Genomic DNA, 18,218 nt, shown 5'->3' on the forward strand with positions numbered 1-18,218 from the left:
TAATGCTCCAAATTTTTCTTTTTTGAACCACATTGTTCAGCGGCCGAGCCCGGTCAACTGGAACCACGGCTAGTCTGGCAAGATCCGAGGCGGTCTTTCAAGGAAAGGCCGCCCTTTATGGCGACGCTGAGCGAAAGTTTCATGTCTCCCGCTCAGAGCCTAGCACTTAGCCCTTCAACGCACTGAGGGTCAGGTCCAGGCACTTGCGCGCCTTGGTCACCAGCTCATCGATTTCCTCTTTGCTGATCACCAGCGGTGGCGCAATGATCATGGTGTCCCCCACGGCACGCATGATCAGGCCATTGTCGAAGCAGAACTGCCGGCAGATCATCCCAACGCCCTTACCTTCATAGCGCTTGCGCGTGGCCTTGTCCTGAACCAGCTCGATGGCCCCCAACAGACCCACCCCACGAACTTCACCCACCAATGGGTGATCGTTCAGCTCGCGCAGACGTTTCTGCAAATAAGGTGCCGTTTCCGACTTCACACGCTCGACAATTTTTTCATCGCGCAGGATACGGATGTTTTCCAGGCCCACAGCCGCCGCCACCGGGTGTCCGGAGTAGGTGAAACCGTGGTTGAAATCGCCGCCCTCGTTGAGCACGGCCACCACTTCGTCACGCACGATCAGGCCACCCATCGGGATGTAGCCGGAGGTCAGGCCTTTGGCGATGGTCATCATGTCGGGCTTGAGGCCGTAGAAATCGGTACCGAACCACTCGCCGGTGCGACCGAAACCACAAATCACTTCGTCAGCCACGAACAGGATGTCGTACTTGGCGAGGATTTCCTTGATGCGCGGCCAGTAGGTCTCTGGCGGAATGATCACGCCACCGGCGCCCTGGATCGGCTCGGCAATAAAGGCACCGACGTTGTCGACGCCGACTTCCAGAATCTTCTCTTCCAGCTGATTGGCGGCCCAGATGCCGAATTCTTCCGGTGTCATGTCGCCACCTTCGGCGAACCAGTACGGCTGGGCGATGTGGACGATGCCCGGGATCGGCAAGTCGCCCTGTTCGTGCATGTAGGTCATGCCACCCAGGCTCGCGCCGGCCACGGTGGAGCCGTGATAGCCATTCTTGCGGCTGATGATGACTTTCTTCTTCGGCTGGCCCTTGATCGCCCAGTAATGACGAACCATACGCAGCATGGTGTCGTTGCCTTCAGAGCCGGAACCGGTGAAGAACACGTGGTTCATGCCTTCTGGTGCGACGTCGGCGATGGCCTTGGCCAGCTCCAGCGCCGGCGGGTGAGCGGTCTGGAAGAACAGGTTGTAGTACGGCAGTTCGCGCATCTGCTTGTTGGCGGCTTCTGCCAGCTCATCGCGACCGTAGCCGACCGCCACGCACCACAGACCGGCCATGCCGTCGAGGATCTTGTTGCCCTCGCTGTCCCACAGGTAAACGCCCTTGGCGTTGGTGATGATCCGCGGACCTTTCTCTTTCAGCTGCTTGAAATCGCTGAACGGGGCCAGGTGGTGATCGCTGCTCAGGGCTTGCCATTCACGGGTTTGTGGGTTGTTGCTGGTCATTACGAACCTCCTAAGAAATCAGGTGAAAGCGCCGCCCGACAACGACGGCGCCCGACGCATCAGACGGCGAATAGCAGGAATTCCCGTTCCCACGAACTGATGACGCGCTTGAAGTTTTCATGCTCGGCCCGCTTGACCGCGACGTAGCCAGTGATGAAATTTTTGCCCAGGTATTTTTCGATGGTTGCGCTGTTTTCCATGCGTTCCAGCGCGTCTTCGATGGTCAGCGGCAGGCGCAGGTTGCGGCGTTCATAGCCACGGCCTACCACGGGTGCACTTGGGTTCAGGCCTTCGACCATGCCGATGTAACCGCAGAGCAGACTCGCGGCAATCGCCAGGTACGGGTTGGCGTCGGCGCCCGGCAGGCGGTTTTCGACCCGACGGTTTTGTGGTCCGGCATCCGGAACGCGCAGGCCCACGGTGCGGTTTTCTTCGCCCCACTCCACGTTCACCGGTGCCGAGGTATCCGGCAGGAAGCGGCGGAACGAGTTCACGTTCGGGGCAAATAGCGGCAACAGCTCGGGAATCAGTTTCTGCAGGCCACCGATGTGCTGCAGGAACAACTGGCTCATGGTCCCGTCGTCATTGGAGAAGATGTTCTTGCCGGTCTCGATGTCGATGATGCTCTGGTGCAAGTGCATGGCGCTGCCAGGCTCGCCGGTCATCGGCTTGGCCATGAAGGTTGCTGCCACGTCGTGCTTGAGCGCGGCTTCGCGCATGGTGCGCTTGAACACCAGGATCTGGTCGGCCAGGGACAGGGCATCGCCATGACGGAAGTTGATTTCCATCTGCGCCGTGCCGTCCTCGTGGATCAGCGTGTCGAGGTCCAGATCCTGCAATTCGCACCAGTCGTAGACGTCTTCGAACAACGGATCGAATTCGTTCGCCGCTTCGATGGAGAACGACTGACGACCGATTTCCGGACGACCGGAGCGACCGATCGGCGGTTGCAGCGGGTAATCCGGGTCGTCACTGCGCTTGGTCAGGTAGAACTCCATTTCCGGCGCCACGATTGGCTGCCAGCCCTTGTCGGCATAGAGTTTCAGGACTTTCTTGAGCACGTTGCGCGGCGACAGCTCGATCGGGTTGCCTTGCTTGTCGTAGGTATCGTGGATGACGATGGCGGTCGGCTCGATGGCCCACGGCACCACGTAAACGGCGTCGGCGTCCGGCTTGCAGACCATATCGATGTCGGCCGGGTCGAGCAGTTCGTAATAGATGTCGTCTTCGACGTAATCGCCGGTCACGGTCTGCAACAGCACGCTTTCTGGCAGACGCATGCCTTTTTCGGCGATGAATTTGTTGGTCGGCGAAATCTTGCCCCGGGTGATCCCGGTCAAGTCGGCGATCATGCATTCGACTTCTGTGATCTTGTGGCTTTTCAGCCAATCGGTGAGCTGGTCGAGGTTGTTACTCATAAATGCCTCTAGGCGTTGAGTTTCCTGACGCTTGCGAGTCAGGCGGTGTTTGACGCATCGGCGTCGCGTTGTACTGCGTCCCTGCGAAAGGCTATCGTGCTTTTGCGTTCAACCCGGTAAACGCCGGGCGTGCAGAATCGCGAGCGGTAGCCTGCACGATGGCTGAGCCACTATTGTGAATCGGTTCTATATTGAATGGAGTAACCGCAATGGGTGTGCCGTCCCCGCCGTCCAGAATAACGGACGGGGAGGCTCGATCTGCCAGGGAAGCAAGGATCACCGACAGGCCTGAAGCCTTGAAGGCTGCGGCGCTGACGTCAATGTCGCCACTGATGTGACAAACATGCAGGCCGTCCTGCGTAGAGCAGGCGGTGACGCCGATTAACGGCAGGCGAGACATGAAGCACCCCGGTATTATTGCTGTTATGGGTTTGATTCGAGCTTAGCCTTGTTCATTTTTTTACACAACACCCCCGTAAAAAATACAACACGGCCCGCTCAAACCTGCGGGTGCAGCGTTCCCCACGGACAAAAAAACGCCCCAAACTGCCCCATAAATGCCTACACGGCGCTTTTTTAGGGCAGAAAAGGCCTCGCTTGACTTCGGCAGGCCGTTCGGGTTGACTGAAACCTGAAAAGATCAATGATTGATATTTTTAACAACAAAGGTGTTGCATCATGTCGGTACCCCCGCGTGCCGTTCAGCTTAACGAAGCGAACGCGTTCCTTAAGGAACATCCTGAGGTTCTGTACGTTGACCTTCTGATTGCGGATATGAATGGTGTGGTGCGCGGCAAGCGCATCGAACGCACCAGCCTCCACAAGGTTTACGAGAAAGGCATCAACCTGCCGGCCTCCCTATTTGCTCTGGATATCAATGGTTCGACGGTGGAAAGCACCGGCCTGGGCCTGGACATCGGTGATGCTGACCGAATCTGCTATCCAATCCCCGATACCCTGTGCAATGAGCCCTGGCAGAAGCGCCCGACCGCGCAACTGCTGATGACCATGCACGAACTCGAAGGTGATCCTTTCTTCGCCGACCCGCGCGAAGTATTGCGACAAGTGGTGACCAAGTTCGATGAACTGGGCCTGACCATCTGTGCCGCGTTCGAACTGGAGTTCTACCTGATCGACCAGGAGAACGTGAACGGTCGTCCGCAACCGCCCCGCTCGCCGATTTCCGGCAAACGCCCGCACTCGACACAGGTTTACCTGATCGACGACCTCGACGAATACGTCGATTGCCTCCAGGACATTCTGGAAGGCGCGAAAGAGCAAGGCATCCCGGCCGACGCCATCGTCAAGGAAAGTGCCCCGGCGCAGTTCGAAGTGAACCTGCACCACGTGGCCGACCCGATCAAGGCCTGCGACTATGCGGTCCTGCTCAAGCGTCTGATCAAGAACATCGCCTACGACCATGAAATGGACACCACCTTCATGGCCAAGCCTTACCCGGGCCAGGCAGGCAACGGTCTGCACGTCCATATCTCGGTGCTCGACAAAGACGGCAAGAATATTTTTGCCAGCGAGGATCCCGAGCAGAACGCCGCACTGCGTCACGCGATCGGCGGTGTGCTCGAGACCCTACCGGCACAGATGGCGTTCCTCTGCCCGAACGTGAACTCGTACCGCCGTTTCGGCGCCCAGTTCTACGTGCCGAACTCGCCGAGCTGGGGCCTGGACAACCGCACCGTAGCCCTGCGCGTACCGACCGGCTCCGCCGACGCAGTACGCCTGGAACACCGCGTGGCCGGCGCCGATGCCAACCCGTACCTGCTGATGGCTTCGGTCCTGGCCGGTGTGCACCACGGCCTGACCAACAAGATCGAGCCGCCTGCCCCGACTGAAGGCAACAGCTACGAGCAGAACGAGCAGAGCCTGCCGAACAACCTGCGCGATGCGTTGCGTGAGCTGGACGACAGCGAAGTCATGGCCAAGTACATCGATCCGAAATACATCGATATCTTCGTCGCGTGCAAAGAGAGCGAGCTGGAAGAGTTCGAACACTCCATCTCCGACCTTGAGTACAACTGGTATCTGCATACCGTTTAAGCGGTTGCAGTAAAAAACAACGCCGCAGGCTGATAGGGCCTGCGGCGTTTTTTATGGCCGCTTTCAGCGGATCGCTGGCAAGCCAGCTCCCACAGGGATCCGCTGCGTACTCAAAATTTGTGTGCGACACAAAACACTGTGGGAGCGGGCTTGCCCGCGATGGCGGCCGACAAGACAACACACAACCTGCCTCGTACAATGCCCCCTGCCCCGCAGGAGACTCCCATGACGCGCACCGCCAGCCCCCGCAAACCCCGCGCCGCCAGCCAGGCCCGGATCGCCTCGATACTCGATGCGGCACGCACGCTGCTGGCGGCCGAGGGCGTAGCCAGCCTGTCGATCTACAGCGTTGCCGAGCGCGCGGAAATCCCGCCCTCCTCGGTTTACCACTTCTTCGCCAGCGTACCGGCCCTGCTCGAAGCCTTGACCGCCGATGTTCACGCCGCCTTCCGCGCCTGCCTGCAAGCGCCCATCGACCACCATGCCCTCGGCGGCTGGTGTGATCTGTCGCGCCTGGTAGAACAACGCATGCTGGCGATCTACAGCGAAGACGCCGCCGCCCGCCAACTGATCCTCGCCCAGCATGGCCTGACCGAAGTCACCCAGGCCGACCGCCAGCACGACATTGAGCTCGGCGACTTGATGCACAAACTGTTCAATCACCACTTCGAACTGCCGAGGCTGCCGGACGATGTCGATGTGTTCGCGCTGGCCATGGAGCTTGGCGACCGCGTCTATGCACGTTCGGTGCAGCAACATGGACAGATCACTGCGCGCATGGCCGAGGAAGGGATGCGGGTGTTTGATGCGTATCTGGGGCTGTATTTGCCGCCTTACCTGCCAAAGCGCGCGGTCCCTGCCTGATTCTCTATTGGCCGCACCGGCCTCTTCGCGAGCAGGCTCGCTCCCACATTTGAAACGCATGCCCCTGCTCGCGAAGGCCACACAGCCAACCTTACTGACTCACACGCATAAAAAACCCCGAAGGGTTCAAACCCTTCGGGGTTGTCGTTTACGCACAGGCTTACAACTTGGCGATCGACACCTCGGTGGATTTCACGAACGCGATCACTTCGCTGCCTACGGCCAGCTCCAGCTCTTTCACCGAGCGAGTGGTAATCACAGACGTGACGATGCCGGAAGCGGTTTGCACGTCGATTTCGGACAGTACGTCGCCGAGGACGATTTCCTTGATGGAGCCTTTGAACTGGTTACGCACGTTGATGGCTTTGATAGTCATGATGTTGATTCCTGTCGTTGGATAAGACTTGGGTTATTGAGCCCACCGCAACTGCGTAGGCAAGGGTGAAACAGGTTCCGGTTCCGGCGGTTGGCCGGGCAGTGACAGCACACGGTTGAGGACTTCGGTTTCCAGCGCCGCCAGTCGATGGGAGCCACGCACCCGAGGGCGCGGCAGCTCCACGTGCAGGTCGAGGCCGACTTCACCGTCTTCGATCAAGATCACTCGATCGGCAATCGCCACCGCTTCACTGACGTCGTGGGTCACCAGCAACACGGTGAAGCCGTGCTGTTGCCAGAGCCGTTCGATCAGTTGCTGCATTTCGATGCGGGTCAGCGCATCGAGCGCGCCCAATGGCTCGTCGAGCAACAGCAAACGCGGTTGGTGAATCAGCGCGCGAGCCAGCGCCACGCGCTGCTTCTGCCCACCGGACAGTGCCGCCGGCCATTCATTGGCGCGATCCGCCAACCCCACCGCTTCAAGTGCATCAAGCGCTTGCGGCCGCCAGTTGCCCTTGAGCCCCAGGCCGACGTTGTCGATGATCTTTTTCCACGGCAGCAAGCGCGCTTCCTGGAACATCAGCCGGGTGTCTTCCCGCGCCTCACTCAACGGCGCGGAACCGGCGAGCAATTCACCGCCCGTAGGCTGATCGAGCCCGGCCAGCAAGCGCAGCAGCGTGCTTTTACCGCAGCCGCTACGACCGACCACCGCGACGAACTGGCCCGCTGGAATGTGCAGGTCGATCTCGCGCAGCACCTGCCGCAAACCAAAGGTTTTTCGCAGCTTGCGCACCGCCAGCGGAATTCCGCGCCGCAGGCGTGGAGGTTGTTGAGCAGTCATGCGGCACCTCCCTTGGCCACTTGATAGGCCGGATGCCAGCGCAGCCACACACGTTCAAGGCCACGAGCCGCAAGGTCCGCCAGTTTGCCGAGTACCGCGTACATCAGAATCGCCAGCACCACCACGTCGGTCTGCAGGAACTCCCGGGCGTTCATCGCCAGGTAGCCGATACCGGAGCTGGCGGAAATGGTTTCCGCCACGATCAGCGTCAGCCACATGAAGCCCAAAGCGAAGCGCACGCCGACCAGAATCGAAGGCAGCGCCCCCGGAAGAATCACCTGGCGGAACAGACTGAAACCGGACAAGCCGTAGCTGCGGGACATCTCCACCAACGCTGGATCGACGTTACGGATGCCGTGATAGGTGTTGAGGTAGATCGGGAACAACGTGCCCAGCGCCACCAGGAAAATCTTCGCCGACTCATCAATACCGAACCACAGGATCACCAATGGAATCAGCGCCAGGTGCGGCACGTTACGAATCATTTGCACCGAGCTGTCGAGCAGGCGTTCGCCCCATTTCGACAGACCGGTGATGAAGCCCAGGGTCAGGCCGATACCGCCGCCAATGGCAAAGCCCAGCGCGGCACGCCAGCCGCTGATGGCCAGGTGGGTCCAGATTTCGCCGCTGCGGACCAGACTGACACCGGCCTCGATCACGGCGATGGGCGCCGGCAGAATCCGTGTCGACAACCAGCCCGCCGACACCGACAACTGCCACACCGCCAGCAGCAACACCGGCAACGCCCAGGGCGCGAAGCTGTGGATGATTTTCTTCATGGCGGCGCCTCAGCTCTGGGACGCGGCTTTGGGAAGAATGTCGTTGGCCACCATCTCGCCGAACGGGCTGACGTAACCGGCGCTTTTCGGAAGCTCCGGACGCTCGATATCGAGGTGCGGGAACAGCAATTCGGCGACGCGATACGACTCTTCCAGATGTGGATAACCGGAGAAGATGAACGTATCGATGCCCAGGTCCGCGTACTCCTTCACGCGGGCGGCCACGGTCGGACCATCGCCCACCAGTGCCGTACCGGCACCACCGCGCACCAGGCCGACACCGGCCCACAGGTTAGGACTGACTTCCAGATTGTCGCGACTGCCGCCGTGCAACGCAGCCATGCGTTGCTGGCCCACCGAATCGAAGCGCGCCAGGGAAGCCTGGGCGCGAGCGATGGTGTCGTCGTCCAGGTGCGAGATCAGGCGATCCGCCGCTTGCCAGGCTTCGGCGTTGGTTTCGCGCACGATCACATGCAAGCGAATACCAAAACGCACGGTGCGACCGAGCTTGGCCGCTTTGGCGCGTACTTGCTCGATCTTCTCGGCCACGGCGGCCGGTGGTTCGCCCCAGGTCAGAACCATTTCCACCTGTTCTGCCGCCAGGTCCTGCGCCGCTTCCGACGAGCCGCCGAAGTACAGCGGCGGACGGGGTTGCTGGATCGGCGGATAGAGCAGCTTGGCGCCTTTCACACTGATGTGCTGACCGTCGTAATCGACGGTCTCGCCTTCCAGCACCCGACGCCAGATGCGGGTGAACTCCACCGAAGCCTGATAGCGCTCCTCATGGCTGAGGAACAGGCCGTCGCCGGCCAACTCTTCCGGATCACCGCCTGTTACGAGGTTGAACAGCGCTCGCCCGCCGGACAAACGATCCAAAGTGGCGGCCTGACGCGCTGCCACCGTCGGGGAAATGATCCCGGGGCGCAGGGCGACAAGAAATTTCAAACGCTGGGTCACCGGGATCAGCGACGCCGCCACCAGCCACGAGTCTTCGCAAGAGCGACCGGTGGGGATCAGCACCCCGCCGAAGCCCAGTCGATCGGCCGCTTGCGCGACTTGTTGCAGGTAACCGTGGTCGACGGCGCGAGCGCCTTCGGCGGTGCCAAGGTAATGGCCGTCGCCGTGGGTAGGCAGGAACCAGAAAATATTGAGGCTCATGGAGTGGTCTCCTTGGGAATCGATTGCGGGGCTGTCTTTATTGAGCTTTGGCAACGGCCGCCGGTGGCGTCCAGATCACGTCCTTGATGCTCAGCGGCTTGGGAATCAGCTTGAGCTGGTAAAAGCTGTCGGCGATTTTCTGCTGCGCGGCGACCACTTCGGGAGTCAGGAACAGCGCGCCGTAGCCCTGGCGTTTCACCGAGGTCAGAGTGATGTCCGCCGGCAGGCCGAGCAGTGGCGACACTTGTTGGGTCACGTCCTGCGGGTTGGCCTTGGACCACTCACCAACCGCGCGCACTTCCTCCACCAGGGTCTTGATCACCTCAGGATTCTTTTGTGCGTAAGGCTTGGTCGCCAGGTAGAACTGATGGTTGTCGACGATGCCCTGGCCATCGCGCAGGGTGCGCGCTTGCAGTTGCTGTTCGGCGGCAGCCTGGTACGGATCCCAGATCACCCAGGCGTCGACACTGCCACGCTCGAACGCGGCGCGGGCATCGGCCGGTGGCAGGAATACGGTCTGGATATCGGTGTATTTGAGGCCGGCGTCTTCCAATGCGCGAACCAGCAGGTAATGCACGTTGGAGCCTTTGTTCAGGACGACTTTCTTTCCTTTGAGCTCGGCCACGGATTTGATCGGCGAGTCTTTCGGCACCAAAATCGCCTCGCTGTGCGGCGCTGGTGGTTCGTAGGCGACGTAGAGAAGATCCGCGCCGGCGGCTTGGGCAAATACTGGCGGTGTTTCACCCGTCACGCCGAAGTCGATGGAGCCGACGTTGAGCCCTTCGAGCAATTGCGGGCCACCAGGAAACTCTGTCCATTGCACGTCCACGCCTTGAGCGGCGAGGCGTTTTTCCAGGGTGCCTTTGGCTTTGAGCAGCACCAGGGTGCCGTATTTCTGATAGCCGATTCGTAGAGTCTCGGCCTGAGCTTGGGTAATGGCGCCGAAGGTGACAGCCGCAGCAAACAGAGCGACCAGACCACGACGCAAAATGACAGGGCGCATGGCGCTCTCCTTTTTGCAGTTGGGTTTTGGCTGCACCTGCTTGCCCGTTGGCGGGCGAGTAAGGCCAGTACTTCAATTTTCAGCTGGGGCTTAAATGCTCCAGCGAGCACTCAGCAAACGATCATTCAACAGGTTCGGATCGAGCGGCTTGGGCCGTCGCGCCATGGCGCTGAAAAACAGCTCCAGCGACTCGTTCAATCTTTGCTCCAGCTCCGGGGCCAGTTGCGCCTGTGCGCTGCCTTCGCCATAAGCAATCTGGCTGTCGACCGCGAAAATCCCCTGGAGCAATTCCTGGGCTTTCAACGCCGAGAGCACGGGCTTGAGCGCGTAATCCACCGCCAACATGTGAGCGATGCTGCCGCCGGTCGCCATTGGCAAAACCACCTTGTGGCTCAGGGCGCGCTCCGGCAGCAAGTCCAGCACGGTTTTCAGCGCGCCGGAAAACGAAGCTTTGTAGACCGGTGTGGCAATCAACAGGCCATCGGCATTTTCAATCTGTTGCAGCAGGTCGATGACCTTCGGGCTGTCGAAGCGTGCATGCAGCAAGTCTTCGGCCGGGAAGTCCCGCACCTGGTAACTCACTACCTCCACGCCCTGCCCTTGCAACCAACGTTGGGAGCGCTCCAGCAGCACCCCGGAACGGGAGCGTTGGCTGGGACTGCCACCGAGTGAGACAACCAACATTCAGACGATTCCTTGAACGGTGTTGGCGATTCGCGGTTTGCGATCTCGCTTCGATGGAGTGACCTTAACAGGTGATTTATATATCCATAAATCATATTTATTCATTTGGTTATTCGTTTAGGAGATATGCAATGGCATTTATTCCAGGCAAAAAAACAGGCCGTCGAAACGGCCTGAAATCCCCTGCTTTATGGATTCGTTCAATCTGGATTCCGCGGTGTCCAGCCCACCGCTTTCGCGAGCAGGCTCGCTCCCACAGTGGTACGTGGTCAACTGTGGGAGCGAGCCTGCTCGCGAAGACGGCAGCCGCCACACCACACATTAATCGGGATTACCGGTTCGGCTGCGGCGTCAGGCGCAGATAAGGCTTAACGGCACGATAGCCCTTCGGAAAGCGCTGTTTGATTTCCTCTTCATCCTTGAGCGAAGGCACGATCACCACCTCATCACCGTCCTGCCAGTTCGCTGGGGTGGCGACCTTGTGGTTGTCGGTGAGCTGCAGCGAGTCGATCACCCGCAGGATTTCATTGAAGTTACGGCCGGTGCTGGCCGGGTAGGTGATGGTCAACCGGACCTTTTTGTTTGGGTCGATCACGAACAACGAACGCACCGTCAGGGTGTCATTGGCGTTGGGATGGATCAGGTCATAAAGGTCCGATACCTTGCGGTCGGCATCGTCGAGGATCGGAAAGTTGACAACGGTGTTCTGGGTTTCGTTGATGTCTTCGATCCAGCGGTGGTGCGAATCCACCGGGTCGACGGACAGCGCGATGGCCTTGACCCCTCGCTTGGCGAACTCATCCTTGAGTTTGGCGGTGAAGCCCAGTTCAGTGGTGCACACCGGCGTGAAGTCCGCCGGATGGGAAAACAGCACGCCCCAGCTATCGCCCAGCCACTGGTGGAAACGGATGGGACCGGCGCTGGAATCCTGTTCGAAATCGGGGGCAATATCGCCCAGTCTGATGCTCATGGTGCTGCTCCTGGTGAGTGCTGGTTGAGCTCAACTGTGCCTGTGTTTTTTATCTATTAAAAAGAATAAATATCGATTTATTTATAATTAATAGAAATATTAAACATCTGTTCACTGGACGCGCTCACCTATCGCGCCGAACATCGGCCCTAAGGTTCGAGAAGGCCTTGAGTTGCTGCAAAAGAGGGGAATATCAAGGCGGGGTTACGGGGGTGAGCCCGCCTTGAAAACGAAAAGCCCCGCCCGGCGTGATGCCGGGCGGGGCTTTTTTTGTGGGAGCGAGCCTGCTCGCGAAAGCGTCGTGTCAGCCGCAAACTAGCTGAATGACACACCGCTTCGCGAGCAGGCTCGCTCCCACATTATTACAACAGCGGGATCGAGTAGCTGACGATCAGGCGGTTTTCGTCCTGGGAACGGGTGTTCGGCAGGTCAGTACGCCACATGGCGTTTTTCCACATCACGCCGAGGTTTTTCAGTGCGCCCGACTGGACGACGTAACCCACGGTCAGGTCGCGTTCCCATTCGGAAGCGCCGTTAACGGCTTGACGACCGGCAGCGTTGACCGTGTCGATATCATCGCCACGCAGGTAAACCGCGCCAGCCGTCAGGCCAGGTACGCCGACCTTGGCGAAATCGAACGAGTAACGTGCTTGCCAGGTGCGTTCGCCGGCACGGGCGAACTTCTGGATTTGCATGTCAGTGATGATATAGGCCGACGCACCGTCGCCCTGGTTCAGGTACGGGAAGTCGCTGCTGCCATTGCTGACCTGGTAACCGCCACCGAAGGTATGACCTTCAACGGTGTACAGGAACAGGCCGCTGTACAGGTTGTTGTCGACTTTGCCTCGACCACTTGCAACGCCGCTGTAGTCGCCGGTGCTGAAGTAGTTAGTGTCGTGACCATTGGCACCGTCATCACGGCTATTGAAGTAACGCAGGTCGGATTTCAATACACCCGGGCCGATGGCCCAGTTGTGAGTCAGGCCCAGGAAGTGCTGCTTGTAGAACTCGTCCAGATTGCCGTAGTAGTACTGGGCCGTCAGGTCCTTGGTGATTTTGTAGTCACCGCCACCGTAGATGAACTTGTTGCTGTCGCGACCAGCAGTCGTGCGAGAGTTGGCACCGGAAATCGACAGCTCTTCGTTGTTGCTGGAGTTACGACCCTTGGCGTGCTCGATCTGACCGCCGACCAGTGTCAGGTCCTTGATGTCGCCGGAGGTGATCTGGCCACCCTGGAAGGTTTGCGGCAGCATCCGGCCGTCGTTGGTCACGATCACCGGCAGTTTCGGCTGCAGGGTACCCAGCTTCAATTCGGTCTGGGAGATCTTGGCTTTGGCGGTCAGGCCCAGGCTGGAGAAGTTATCAACCGCTTCGCCGTTGGATTTGCTTGGGAAAACAGTGCCGCCATATGCGTTACCAGGGGTGCCATTGGCGTTAACGTTGCCATTAGTGCCTCCGCCCGAATCCAGACGTACACCCAGCAGGCCGATCGCATCAATACCGAAGCCAACTGTGCCTTGGGTGTAACCGGAAGTGAAACGCAGATCGAAGCCTTGACCCCACTCTTCGTTTTTGTTCGGGCTGGCACTGCCATCACGGTAGTCAGTGTTGATATAGAAGTTACGCAGCCCCAAAGTGGCCTTGCTGTCTTCGATGAAACCGGCGGCGCCTGCCTGCTGCGCCATCACCCCTACGGCCACAGCCAGGGATAAGGTGGACTTGTTCATTGTTTCGCTCCTATCGTTTTCTAATTCTTTTAATGCGGTCCAGGGTCTGATGCCCCGGATCCTTGTCTTACGTGCTTAGCGCCAGACCGAGTCGCTCTGGGTCGCTGGTCTGACCACTATTATTTGGGCCGCGCAGGATACCTGTTCATAAATCCGAAAAGAATCAGTACATTCCTATTTATATCGCAATGGAATATATGTCGGCACAACTCCTCCGGACAGGCATGGGGTATCGGCGTGAAAACCGATTCCTGTAGCTGTTGGTTATCGGAGGATGAATGTGGAACGAGGTGATGCAGGGCCTGTTAGTCAGGTGGCGCTACTGTAGGCGTTTTCGTTCAAATCTAAAAAGAATAAAAAATCATCAGTGTCATGCTTTATAGAATATAAAACCTGACCCGAAAAAAAGCCTCGTGCGAAGACGAGGCTTTTTGGCAGCTACGACTTACATGAAGCTGTAGGTGTAGTTGAAGATCAGGCGGGTTTGGTCCTGATCAACAAGGCTGGTACCGTCGCCACGATAAGTACCGTGACGCAGAGTCGTACCAAACCCTTTCAGCATCCCCGTCTGAATCACGTAATCGATACGTGCGTCGGTCTCATGCTCGCTCAAGTCTTTACCAGTACCGTTGGTAGCTTTGATGTCTTGACCACTCAGGTAAGCAATCGAAGCTTTCAGACCGGGTACACCCAGCGAGGCGAAATCATAGGAGTACTGACCGTACGAGGTGTTTTCACCAGCGCGGATGAAGCTGCCAACCGTAGCGTCGGTAAACGAGTAGAAGCTGGCGCCGCCAGCGCCTTCGTTGCGGCCGTTGCTATCGACAACACTCCCCTGGTTCAGGAAGACGAAGCCGCCGTCATCGTTGACACGCTGATGCCCGAGCAGAAACGCGTGGCCACCCAGGGTATAGGTGAACGTGGCGCTCCAGGTCTTGTTATCGATCTCGCCCGGGGTCTTGGCAAAACCACCGTTGTTGTTGAACCGGTAGCCAGCCTGGCCATTTTTGCCGTCGGAGCTGCTATCGAAATAGCGCAGGTCAGTCTTGAAGGACTGGTTGGTGCCGATCGGGTAAACGTGAACCAGGCCCAGGAAGTTCTGCTTGTAGAAGTCTTCCAGGTTCGCATAGTAGTACTGCAGCAACAGGTCTTTGGTGACCTTCCAGTCAGCACCGGCGTAACGGAACTGGTTGCTGTCCTGAGTTGCGCCATTCACGGACAGCCCAGTGCTGTTGGAAGAAGCACGACCGGTCGCATGCTCGAGTTGACCGACGTTGAAGGTCACATTGTCGATTTCCTTCGAGGTGATGGTGCCACCCTCAAAGGTTTGTGGCAGCACGCGGCTGTCGTTGGCGATCAGGATCGGCATGTTTGGCATCAGAGCGCCGCCGAGGTGTGCCTCGGTCTTCGAGAAGCGTGCCTTGACGTTGCCCGCCAGACGGCTCCACTCATCCACGGCCGAACCATCGGTATCGCTAGGCACGAAGGAGTTGTTGTCCGGGTGATGGCCCTTGCCACCGTCCAGGTGGATACCGACTAGCGCCTGGGCGTCGATACCGAAGCCGACTGTGCCTGGGGTGAAACCCGACTGGTAATCGAACTTCAGACCTTCAGCGGTCTCACGCTGTCTGTTTGAAGGAGTACTGTTAGTGGTGCCGGCAGCATTTTCACGGTTATCGGCGTCGAAATAATAAGTACGCGAACTAACGGATGCCTTGCTGTCTTCGAAGAAACCCGCGGCGCCTGCCTGCTGCGCCAGAACGCCTACGGCCACGGCCACAGCCAAGGTCGACTTGTTCATTGCTTAACTCCTCTCGTCTCTAATTCTTGTAGTCCTGGCCCCGGATCAATTGCCCGGAGTCCTAAGATGCGCGATTAGCGCCAGAGCGTGACCCACAAGTCAATCGTAACTTTGTGTGTCTACGACCATAGTCTAATCCCCGGTTTTTTGGTCCCTGCTGGGTCATGAGTTCGTCATAAACCTGAAAAGAATGGATGGATTCTTTTCTCATACCGTTTAGGAATTTCGCTCATCCCCTGAAGGTAGAGCAGCCTGCCCATAAGCTAATTCCTAAATGGTATTTGTTAGGCTTTTTTTAGATCGATTAGGTTTAGAAGCAATTCCGAAACAAAACCAATCGAAAAGGCCCTCGTCATGACGACCAAGCGCGCACTATCCGGATCATTTGTTACAGTTTGTGTGTCACTGATGTTTTCTTGCTCCGCTCTCGCGGCGAACCTCACGGTCGGCTACCAGACCGGCATCGACCCGAGCAAAGTCCCCCAGGCGGATGGCCTTTACGAAAAAACCATCGGCGAGAAAATCGATTGGCGTCGTTTCAACAGTGGCCCGGAAGTGGTCACCGCCATTGCGTCGGGCGACGTGCAAATCGGCAACCTCGGTTCCAGTCCGCTGGCAGCGGCCGCCTCACGCAATCTTCCGATCGTCGCGTTCATCGTCTCCGCACAGATCAACGCGGCCGAAGCCTTGGTGGTGCGTAACGGCAGCGGCATCGATAAACCGCAAGATCTGATCGGCAAGACCATCGCCACACCCTTCGTATCCACCTCTCACTACAGTCTGCTTGGCGCGCTGAAGCACTGGGGCCTGGACACGTCGAAAGTCAAAGTAGTGAACCTGCAACCCGCTGAAATCGCGGCGGCATGGAAACGTGGGGACATCGATGGCGCGTTCGTCTGGTCGCCGGCGCTGGGGGAAATTCGCAAGACTGGCAAGACCTTGACCGATGCTGCACAAGTCGGCCAATGGGGTGCGCCGACCTTCGAAGTCTGGGTGGCGCGCAAGGATTACGCCGAGAAGCATCCGGACGTGGTGGCCAAGTTCGCCAAGGTCACCCTGGACTCATTCGCCGACTATGCGGCGCATAAAGACAGCTGGACCGCGGACTCAGTACCCGTGCAAAAAATCGCCAAACTGACCGGTGCCAACGCCGCCGATGTACCTGAATTGCTGGCCGGTTCCGCATTCCCGGACGCCAAGGCGCAACAGTCCAGCGTGCTGCTGGACGGCGGCACGGCCAAGGCGATTGGCGAGACGGCGAAGTTCTTGAAGGAACAAGGGAAGGTTGAAACGGTGTTGCCGGACTATTCGCCGTATGTCAGCGCGAAGTTCGTCACCGAGTAACACCGCAGACCTCTGTAGGAGCGAGCTTGCTCGCGATGGTCGTTAACGATGACGAGGGCTGCCAGCATGAACGCGGCGCCCCTACCACCATCGCGAGCAAGCTCGCTCCTACAGGGATTACGTCATGATCAAAGGGATTTTTCGAAGATCTTCGAATTACGCTGATAGTTGTACAGCGACGCCCGCGCCGACGGCAGGCGCTCGACGCTGCTTGGCGCAAAGCCACGTTCGCGGAACCAGTGGGCCGTGCGGGTGGTGAGGACAAACAAGGTTTTCAAGCCCTGTGCCCGGGCGCGGGTTTCAATGCGTTCCAGCAATTCATCGCCGCGACCGCCATGACGGTACTCCGGGTTCACCGCCAGGCACGCCAGCTCACCGGCATCCGAATCGGCAATCTGGTATAGCGCCGCACAGGCGATGATCATGCCTTCGCGCTCAACCACACTGAACTGCTCGATTTCGCGCTCCAGCACTTCACGGGAGCGACGCACCAGAATCCCTTGCTCCTCCAACGGGCTGATCAGGTCCAACAAACCACCCACGTCTTCAATGGCCGCTTCGCGCACCACTTCGAACTGTTCCTGGGCCACCAGCGTACCACCGCCGTCACGGGTGAAGAGTTCGGTCAGCAGTGCGCCGTCCTCGGCATAGCTGACGATGTGGCTGCGGGCCACGCCGCCACGACAGGCTTCAGCCGCGGCATCCAGCAGTTCCGCCTGATAGTTGCTGCCCAGACGCTGCAAATGCGCCGGCACCTGTTGCGGACGCAGCTCGCGAACCAGGCGCCCGTGTTCATCGATCAAGCCTTCCTCAGCACCGAACAGCAGCAGCTTGTCCGCGCCCAGGTCGATGGCTGCGCGGGTGGCGACGTCTTCGCAAGCGAGATTGAAGATCTCACCCGTCGGTGAGTAACCCAACGGCGACAACAGCACGATGGAGCGCTCGTCCAGAAGGCGATTGATACCTTTGCGATCGACGCGGCGCACTTCGCCGGTGTGGTGATAGTCGACACCTTCGAGCACACCGATCGGCCGCGCGGTGACCAGGTTGCCGCTGGCCACCCGAAGGCGCGAACCCTGCATCGGTGACGAAGCCATGTCCATCGACAACCGCGCTTCGATGGCGATGCGCAGTTGGCCAACGGCATCGATCACGCACTCCAGTGTCGCTGCATCGGTGATGCGCATGCCGTGATGGTAATGCGGAATCAGACCGCGGGCGGCCAGGCGTGCCTCGATCTGCGGACGGGAACCGTGGACCAGCACCAGCCTCACGCCCAGGCTGTGCAGCAGCACCAGGTCGTGGACGATATTGCCGAAGTTGGGGTGTTCAACGCCGTCGCCGGGAAGCATGACGACAAAGGTGCAATCGCGGTGGGCGTTGATATATGGCGAAGCGTGGCGAAGCCAATTGACGTATTCGGGCATGAACCTGGGCCTGTAATAAATAGCAGCCGAAAAAAAGGCAAAACAGAAAACGCACAGCGGGCTGATGGTTATCGTCGGAACAGGCTTGGCGACACGCGCGCTCTCCTCATGAATACGGGTTGGGGTACCGGCAATTTATACGGCCTTTCAGACAATGCACATACCCTGTGGGAGCGAGCCTGCTCGCGAATGCAATGGGTCAGGCAACATCAATGTTGACTGTGATGACACATTCGCGAGC

At 58.8% G+C, this 18,218-nt stretch carries 16 protein-coding genes; 3 read left to right on the forward strand and 13 right to left on the reverse strand.

Translation table 11 applies throughout. The annotated features are described in order from the left end of the window. Window positions 1–166: 166 nt before the first annotated feature. From ACSFE6_RS20365 to ACSFE6_RS20375, 3 genes are all read right to left on the reverse strand, one after another. Window positions 167–1,531 carry an aspartate aminotransferase family protein gene (locus ACSFE6_RS20365; RefSeq protein ID WP_435429270.1) on the reverse strand — a complete coding sequence of 455 codons (1,365 nt, stop codon included), beginning with the start codon at window positions 1,529–1,531 and terminating at the stop codon, window positions 167–169. A 59-nt stretch (window positions 1,532–1,590) separates the two neighbouring features. Next, entirely contained in the window at window positions 1,591–2,949 is a 1,359-nt protein-coding gene (locus ACSFE6_RS20370) for a glutamine synthetase family protein (RefSeq protein ID WP_435429271.1), read from the reverse strand. A gap of 91 nt (window positions 2,950–3,040) precedes the next feature. Further along, on the reverse strand, window positions 3,041–3,349 hold the full coding sequence (locus ACSFE6_RS20375) for a gamma-glutamyl-gamma-aminobutyrate hydrolase family protein (protein WP_435429272.1): 309 nt from the start codon (window positions 3,347–3,349) through the stop codon (window positions 3,041–3,043). 278 nt (window positions 3,350–3,627) lie between these two features. Here ACSFE6_RS20375 and ACSFE6_RS20380 point away from each other — a divergent pair, with 278 nt between their 5' ends. Both ACSFE6_RS20380 and ACSFE6_RS20385 read left to right on the forward strand, forming a co-directional pair. After that, a complete protein-coding gene (locus ACSFE6_RS20380) occupies window positions 3,628–5,004 on the forward strand; it encodes a glutamine synthetase family protein (RefSeq protein WP_159893716.1) in 1,377 nt (458 codons plus the stop codon). A gap of 225 nt (window positions 5,005–5,229) precedes the next feature. After that, complete coding sequence (locus tag ACSFE6_RS20385) at window positions 5,230–5,868, forward strand: TetR/AcrR family transcriptional regulator (RefSeq protein ID WP_435429273.1); 639 nt, start codon at window positions 5,230–5,232, stop codon at window positions 5,866–5,868. 160 nt (window positions 5,869–6,028) lie between these two features. Here ACSFE6_RS20385 and ACSFE6_RS20390 read toward each other — a convergent pair whose 3' ends face one another. The 9 genes from ACSFE6_RS20390 to ACSFE6_RS20430 form a co-directional block, all read right to left on the reverse strand. Further along, window positions 6,029–6,244, reverse strand: coding sequence for a TOBE domain-containing protein (locus ACSFE6_RS20390; RefSeq protein ID WP_007967989.1), 216 nt, complete (start codon window positions 6,242–6,244; stop codon window positions 6,029–6,031). Between the two features lie 33 nt (window positions 6,245–6,277). Further along, window positions 6,278–7,084: an aliphatic sulfonates ABC transporter ATP-binding protein gene (gene ssuB / locus ACSFE6_RS20395; RefSeq protein ID WP_435429274.1), complete on the reverse strand. Its 807-nt coding sequence runs from the start codon at window positions 7,082–7,084 to the stop codon at window positions 6,278–6,280. Further along, complete coding sequence (ssuC, locus tag ACSFE6_RS20400; RefSeq protein WP_435429275.1) at window positions 7,081–7,863, reverse strand: aliphatic sulfonate ABC transporter permease SsuC; 783 nt, start codon at window positions 7,861–7,863, stop codon at window positions 7,081–7,083. Before ssuC ends, ssuB begins: the two co-directional genes overlap by 4 nt. Window positions 7,864–7,872: 9 nt before the next feature. Next, complete coding sequence (gene ssuD / locus ACSFE6_RS20405; protein WP_007939251.1) at window positions 7,873–9,021, reverse strand: FMNH2-dependent alkanesulfonate monooxygenase; 1,149 nt, start codon at window positions 9,019–9,021, stop codon at window positions 7,873–7,875. Window positions 9,022–9,058: 37 nt separating this feature from the next. Then, complete coding sequence (locus tag ACSFE6_RS20410; protein WP_096514326.1) at window positions 9,059–10,024, reverse strand: sulfonate ABC transporter substrate-binding protein; 966 nt, start codon at window positions 10,022–10,024, stop codon at window positions 9,059–9,061. A gap of 90 nt (window positions 10,025–10,114) precedes the next feature. Continuing rightward, entirely contained in the window at window positions 10,115–10,708 is a 594-nt protein-coding gene (ssuE, locus tag ACSFE6_RS20415; protein ID WP_175391088.1) for an NADPH-dependent FMN reductase, read from the reverse strand. Between the two features lie 331 nt (window positions 10,709–11,039). Next, window positions 11,040–11,678 (reverse strand): peroxiredoxin, encoded by a 639-nt coding sequence (locus ACSFE6_RS20420; protein WP_435429276.1) that lies wholly within the window; start codon window positions 11,676–11,678, stop codon window positions 11,040–11,042. A gap of 362 nt (window positions 11,679–12,040) precedes the next feature. Next, entirely contained in the window at window positions 12,041–13,405 is a 1,365-nt protein-coding gene (locus tag ACSFE6_RS20425) for an OprD family porin (RefSeq protein WP_435429277.1), read from the reverse strand. A gap of 445 nt (window positions 13,406–13,850) precedes the next feature. Beyond that, entirely contained in the window at window positions 13,851–15,206 is a 1,356-nt protein-coding gene (locus tag ACSFE6_RS20430) for an OprD family outer membrane porin (protein WP_435429278.1), read from the reverse strand. Window positions 15,207–15,560: 354 nt separating this feature from the next. Here ACSFE6_RS20430 and tauA point away from each other — a divergent pair, with 354 nt between their 5' ends. After that, window positions 15,561–16,550: a taurine ABC transporter substrate-binding protein gene (gene tauA, locus ACSFE6_RS20435; protein WP_435429279.1), complete on the forward strand. Its 990-nt coding sequence runs from the start codon at window positions 15,561–15,563 to the stop codon at window positions 16,548–16,550. Between the two features lie 128 nt (window positions 16,551–16,678). Here tauA and argA read toward each other — a convergent pair whose 3' ends face one another. Beyond that, window positions 16,679–17,977: an amino-acid N-acetyltransferase gene (gene argA / locus ACSFE6_RS20440; RefSeq protein WP_435429280.1), complete on the reverse strand. Its 1,299-nt coding sequence runs from the start codon at window positions 17,975–17,977 to the stop codon at window positions 16,679–16,681. Window positions 17,978–18,218 lie beyond the last annotated feature (241 nt).

Source organism: Pseudomonas baetica, from assembly GCF_051216495.1.
In the GTDB taxonomy this organism is placed as follows: domain Bacteria; phylum Pseudomonadota; class Gammaproteobacteria; order Pseudomonadales; family Pseudomonadaceae; genus Aquipseudomonas; species Aquipseudomonas baetica_B.

Bases quoted from the DNA above. Each gene is read 5' to 3' on its own strand.
- ACSFE6_RS20365 (WP_435429270.1), bottom strand. From the start codon at position 1,531: ATGACCAGCAACAACCCACAAACCCGTGAATGGCAAGCCCTGAGCAGC.
- ACSFE6_RS20370 (WP_435429271.1), bottom strand. From the start codon at position 2,949: ATGAGTAACAACCTCGACCAGCTCACCGATTGGCTGAAAAGCCACAAG.
- ACSFE6_RS20375 (WP_435429272.1), bottom strand. From the start codon at position 3,349: ATGTCTCGCCTGCCGTTAATCGGCGTCACCGCCTGCTCTACGCAGGAC.
- ACSFE6_RS20380 (WP_159893716.1), top strand. From the start codon at position 3,628: ATGTCGGTACCCCCGCGTGCCGTTCAGCTTAACGAAGCGAACGCGTTC.
- ACSFE6_RS20385 (WP_435429273.1), top strand. From the start codon at position 5,230: ATGACGCGCACCGCCAGCCCCCGCAAACCCCGCGCCGCCAGCCAGGCC.
- ACSFE6_RS20390 (WP_007967989.1), bottom strand. From the start codon at position 6,244: ATGACTATCAAAGCCATCAACGTGCGTAACCAGTTCAAAGGCTCCATC.
- ssuB (WP_435429274.1), bottom strand. From the start codon at position 7,084: ATGACTGCTCAACAACCTCCACGCCTGCGGCGCGGAATTCCGCTGGCG.
- ssuC (WP_435429275.1), bottom strand. From the start codon at position 7,863: ATGAAGAAAATCATCCACAGCTTCGCGCCCTGGGCGTTGCCGGTGTTG.
- ssuD (WP_007939251.1), bottom strand. From the start codon at position 9,021: ATGAGCCTCAATATTTTCTGGTTCCTGCCTACCCACGGCGACGGCCAT.
- ACSFE6_RS20410 (WP_096514326.1), bottom strand. From the start codon at position 10,024: ATGCGCCCTGTCATTTTGCGTCGTGGTCTGGTCGCTCTGTTTGCTGCG.
- ssuE (WP_175391088.1), bottom strand. From the start codon at position 10,708: ATGTTGGTTGTCTCACTCGGTGGCAGTCCCAGCCAACGCTCCCGTTCC.
- ACSFE6_RS20420 (WP_435429276.1), bottom strand. From the start codon at position 11,678: ATGAGCATCAGACTGGGCGATATTGCCCCCGATTTCGAACAGGATTCC.
- ACSFE6_RS20425 (WP_435429277.1), bottom strand. From the start codon at position 13,405: ATGAACAAGTCCACCTTATCCCTGGCTGTGGCCGTAGGGGTGATGGCG.
- ACSFE6_RS20430 (WP_435429278.1), bottom strand. From the start codon at position 15,206: ATGAACAAGTCGACCTTGGCTGTGGCCGTGGCCGTAGGCGTTCTGGCG.
- tauA (WP_435429279.1), top strand. From the start codon at position 15,561: ATGACGACCAAGCGCGCACTATCCGGATCATTTGTTACAGTTTGTGTG.
- argA (WP_435429280.1), bottom strand. From the start codon at position 17,977: ATGCCCGAATACGTCAATTGGCTTCGCCACGCTTCGCCATATATCAAC.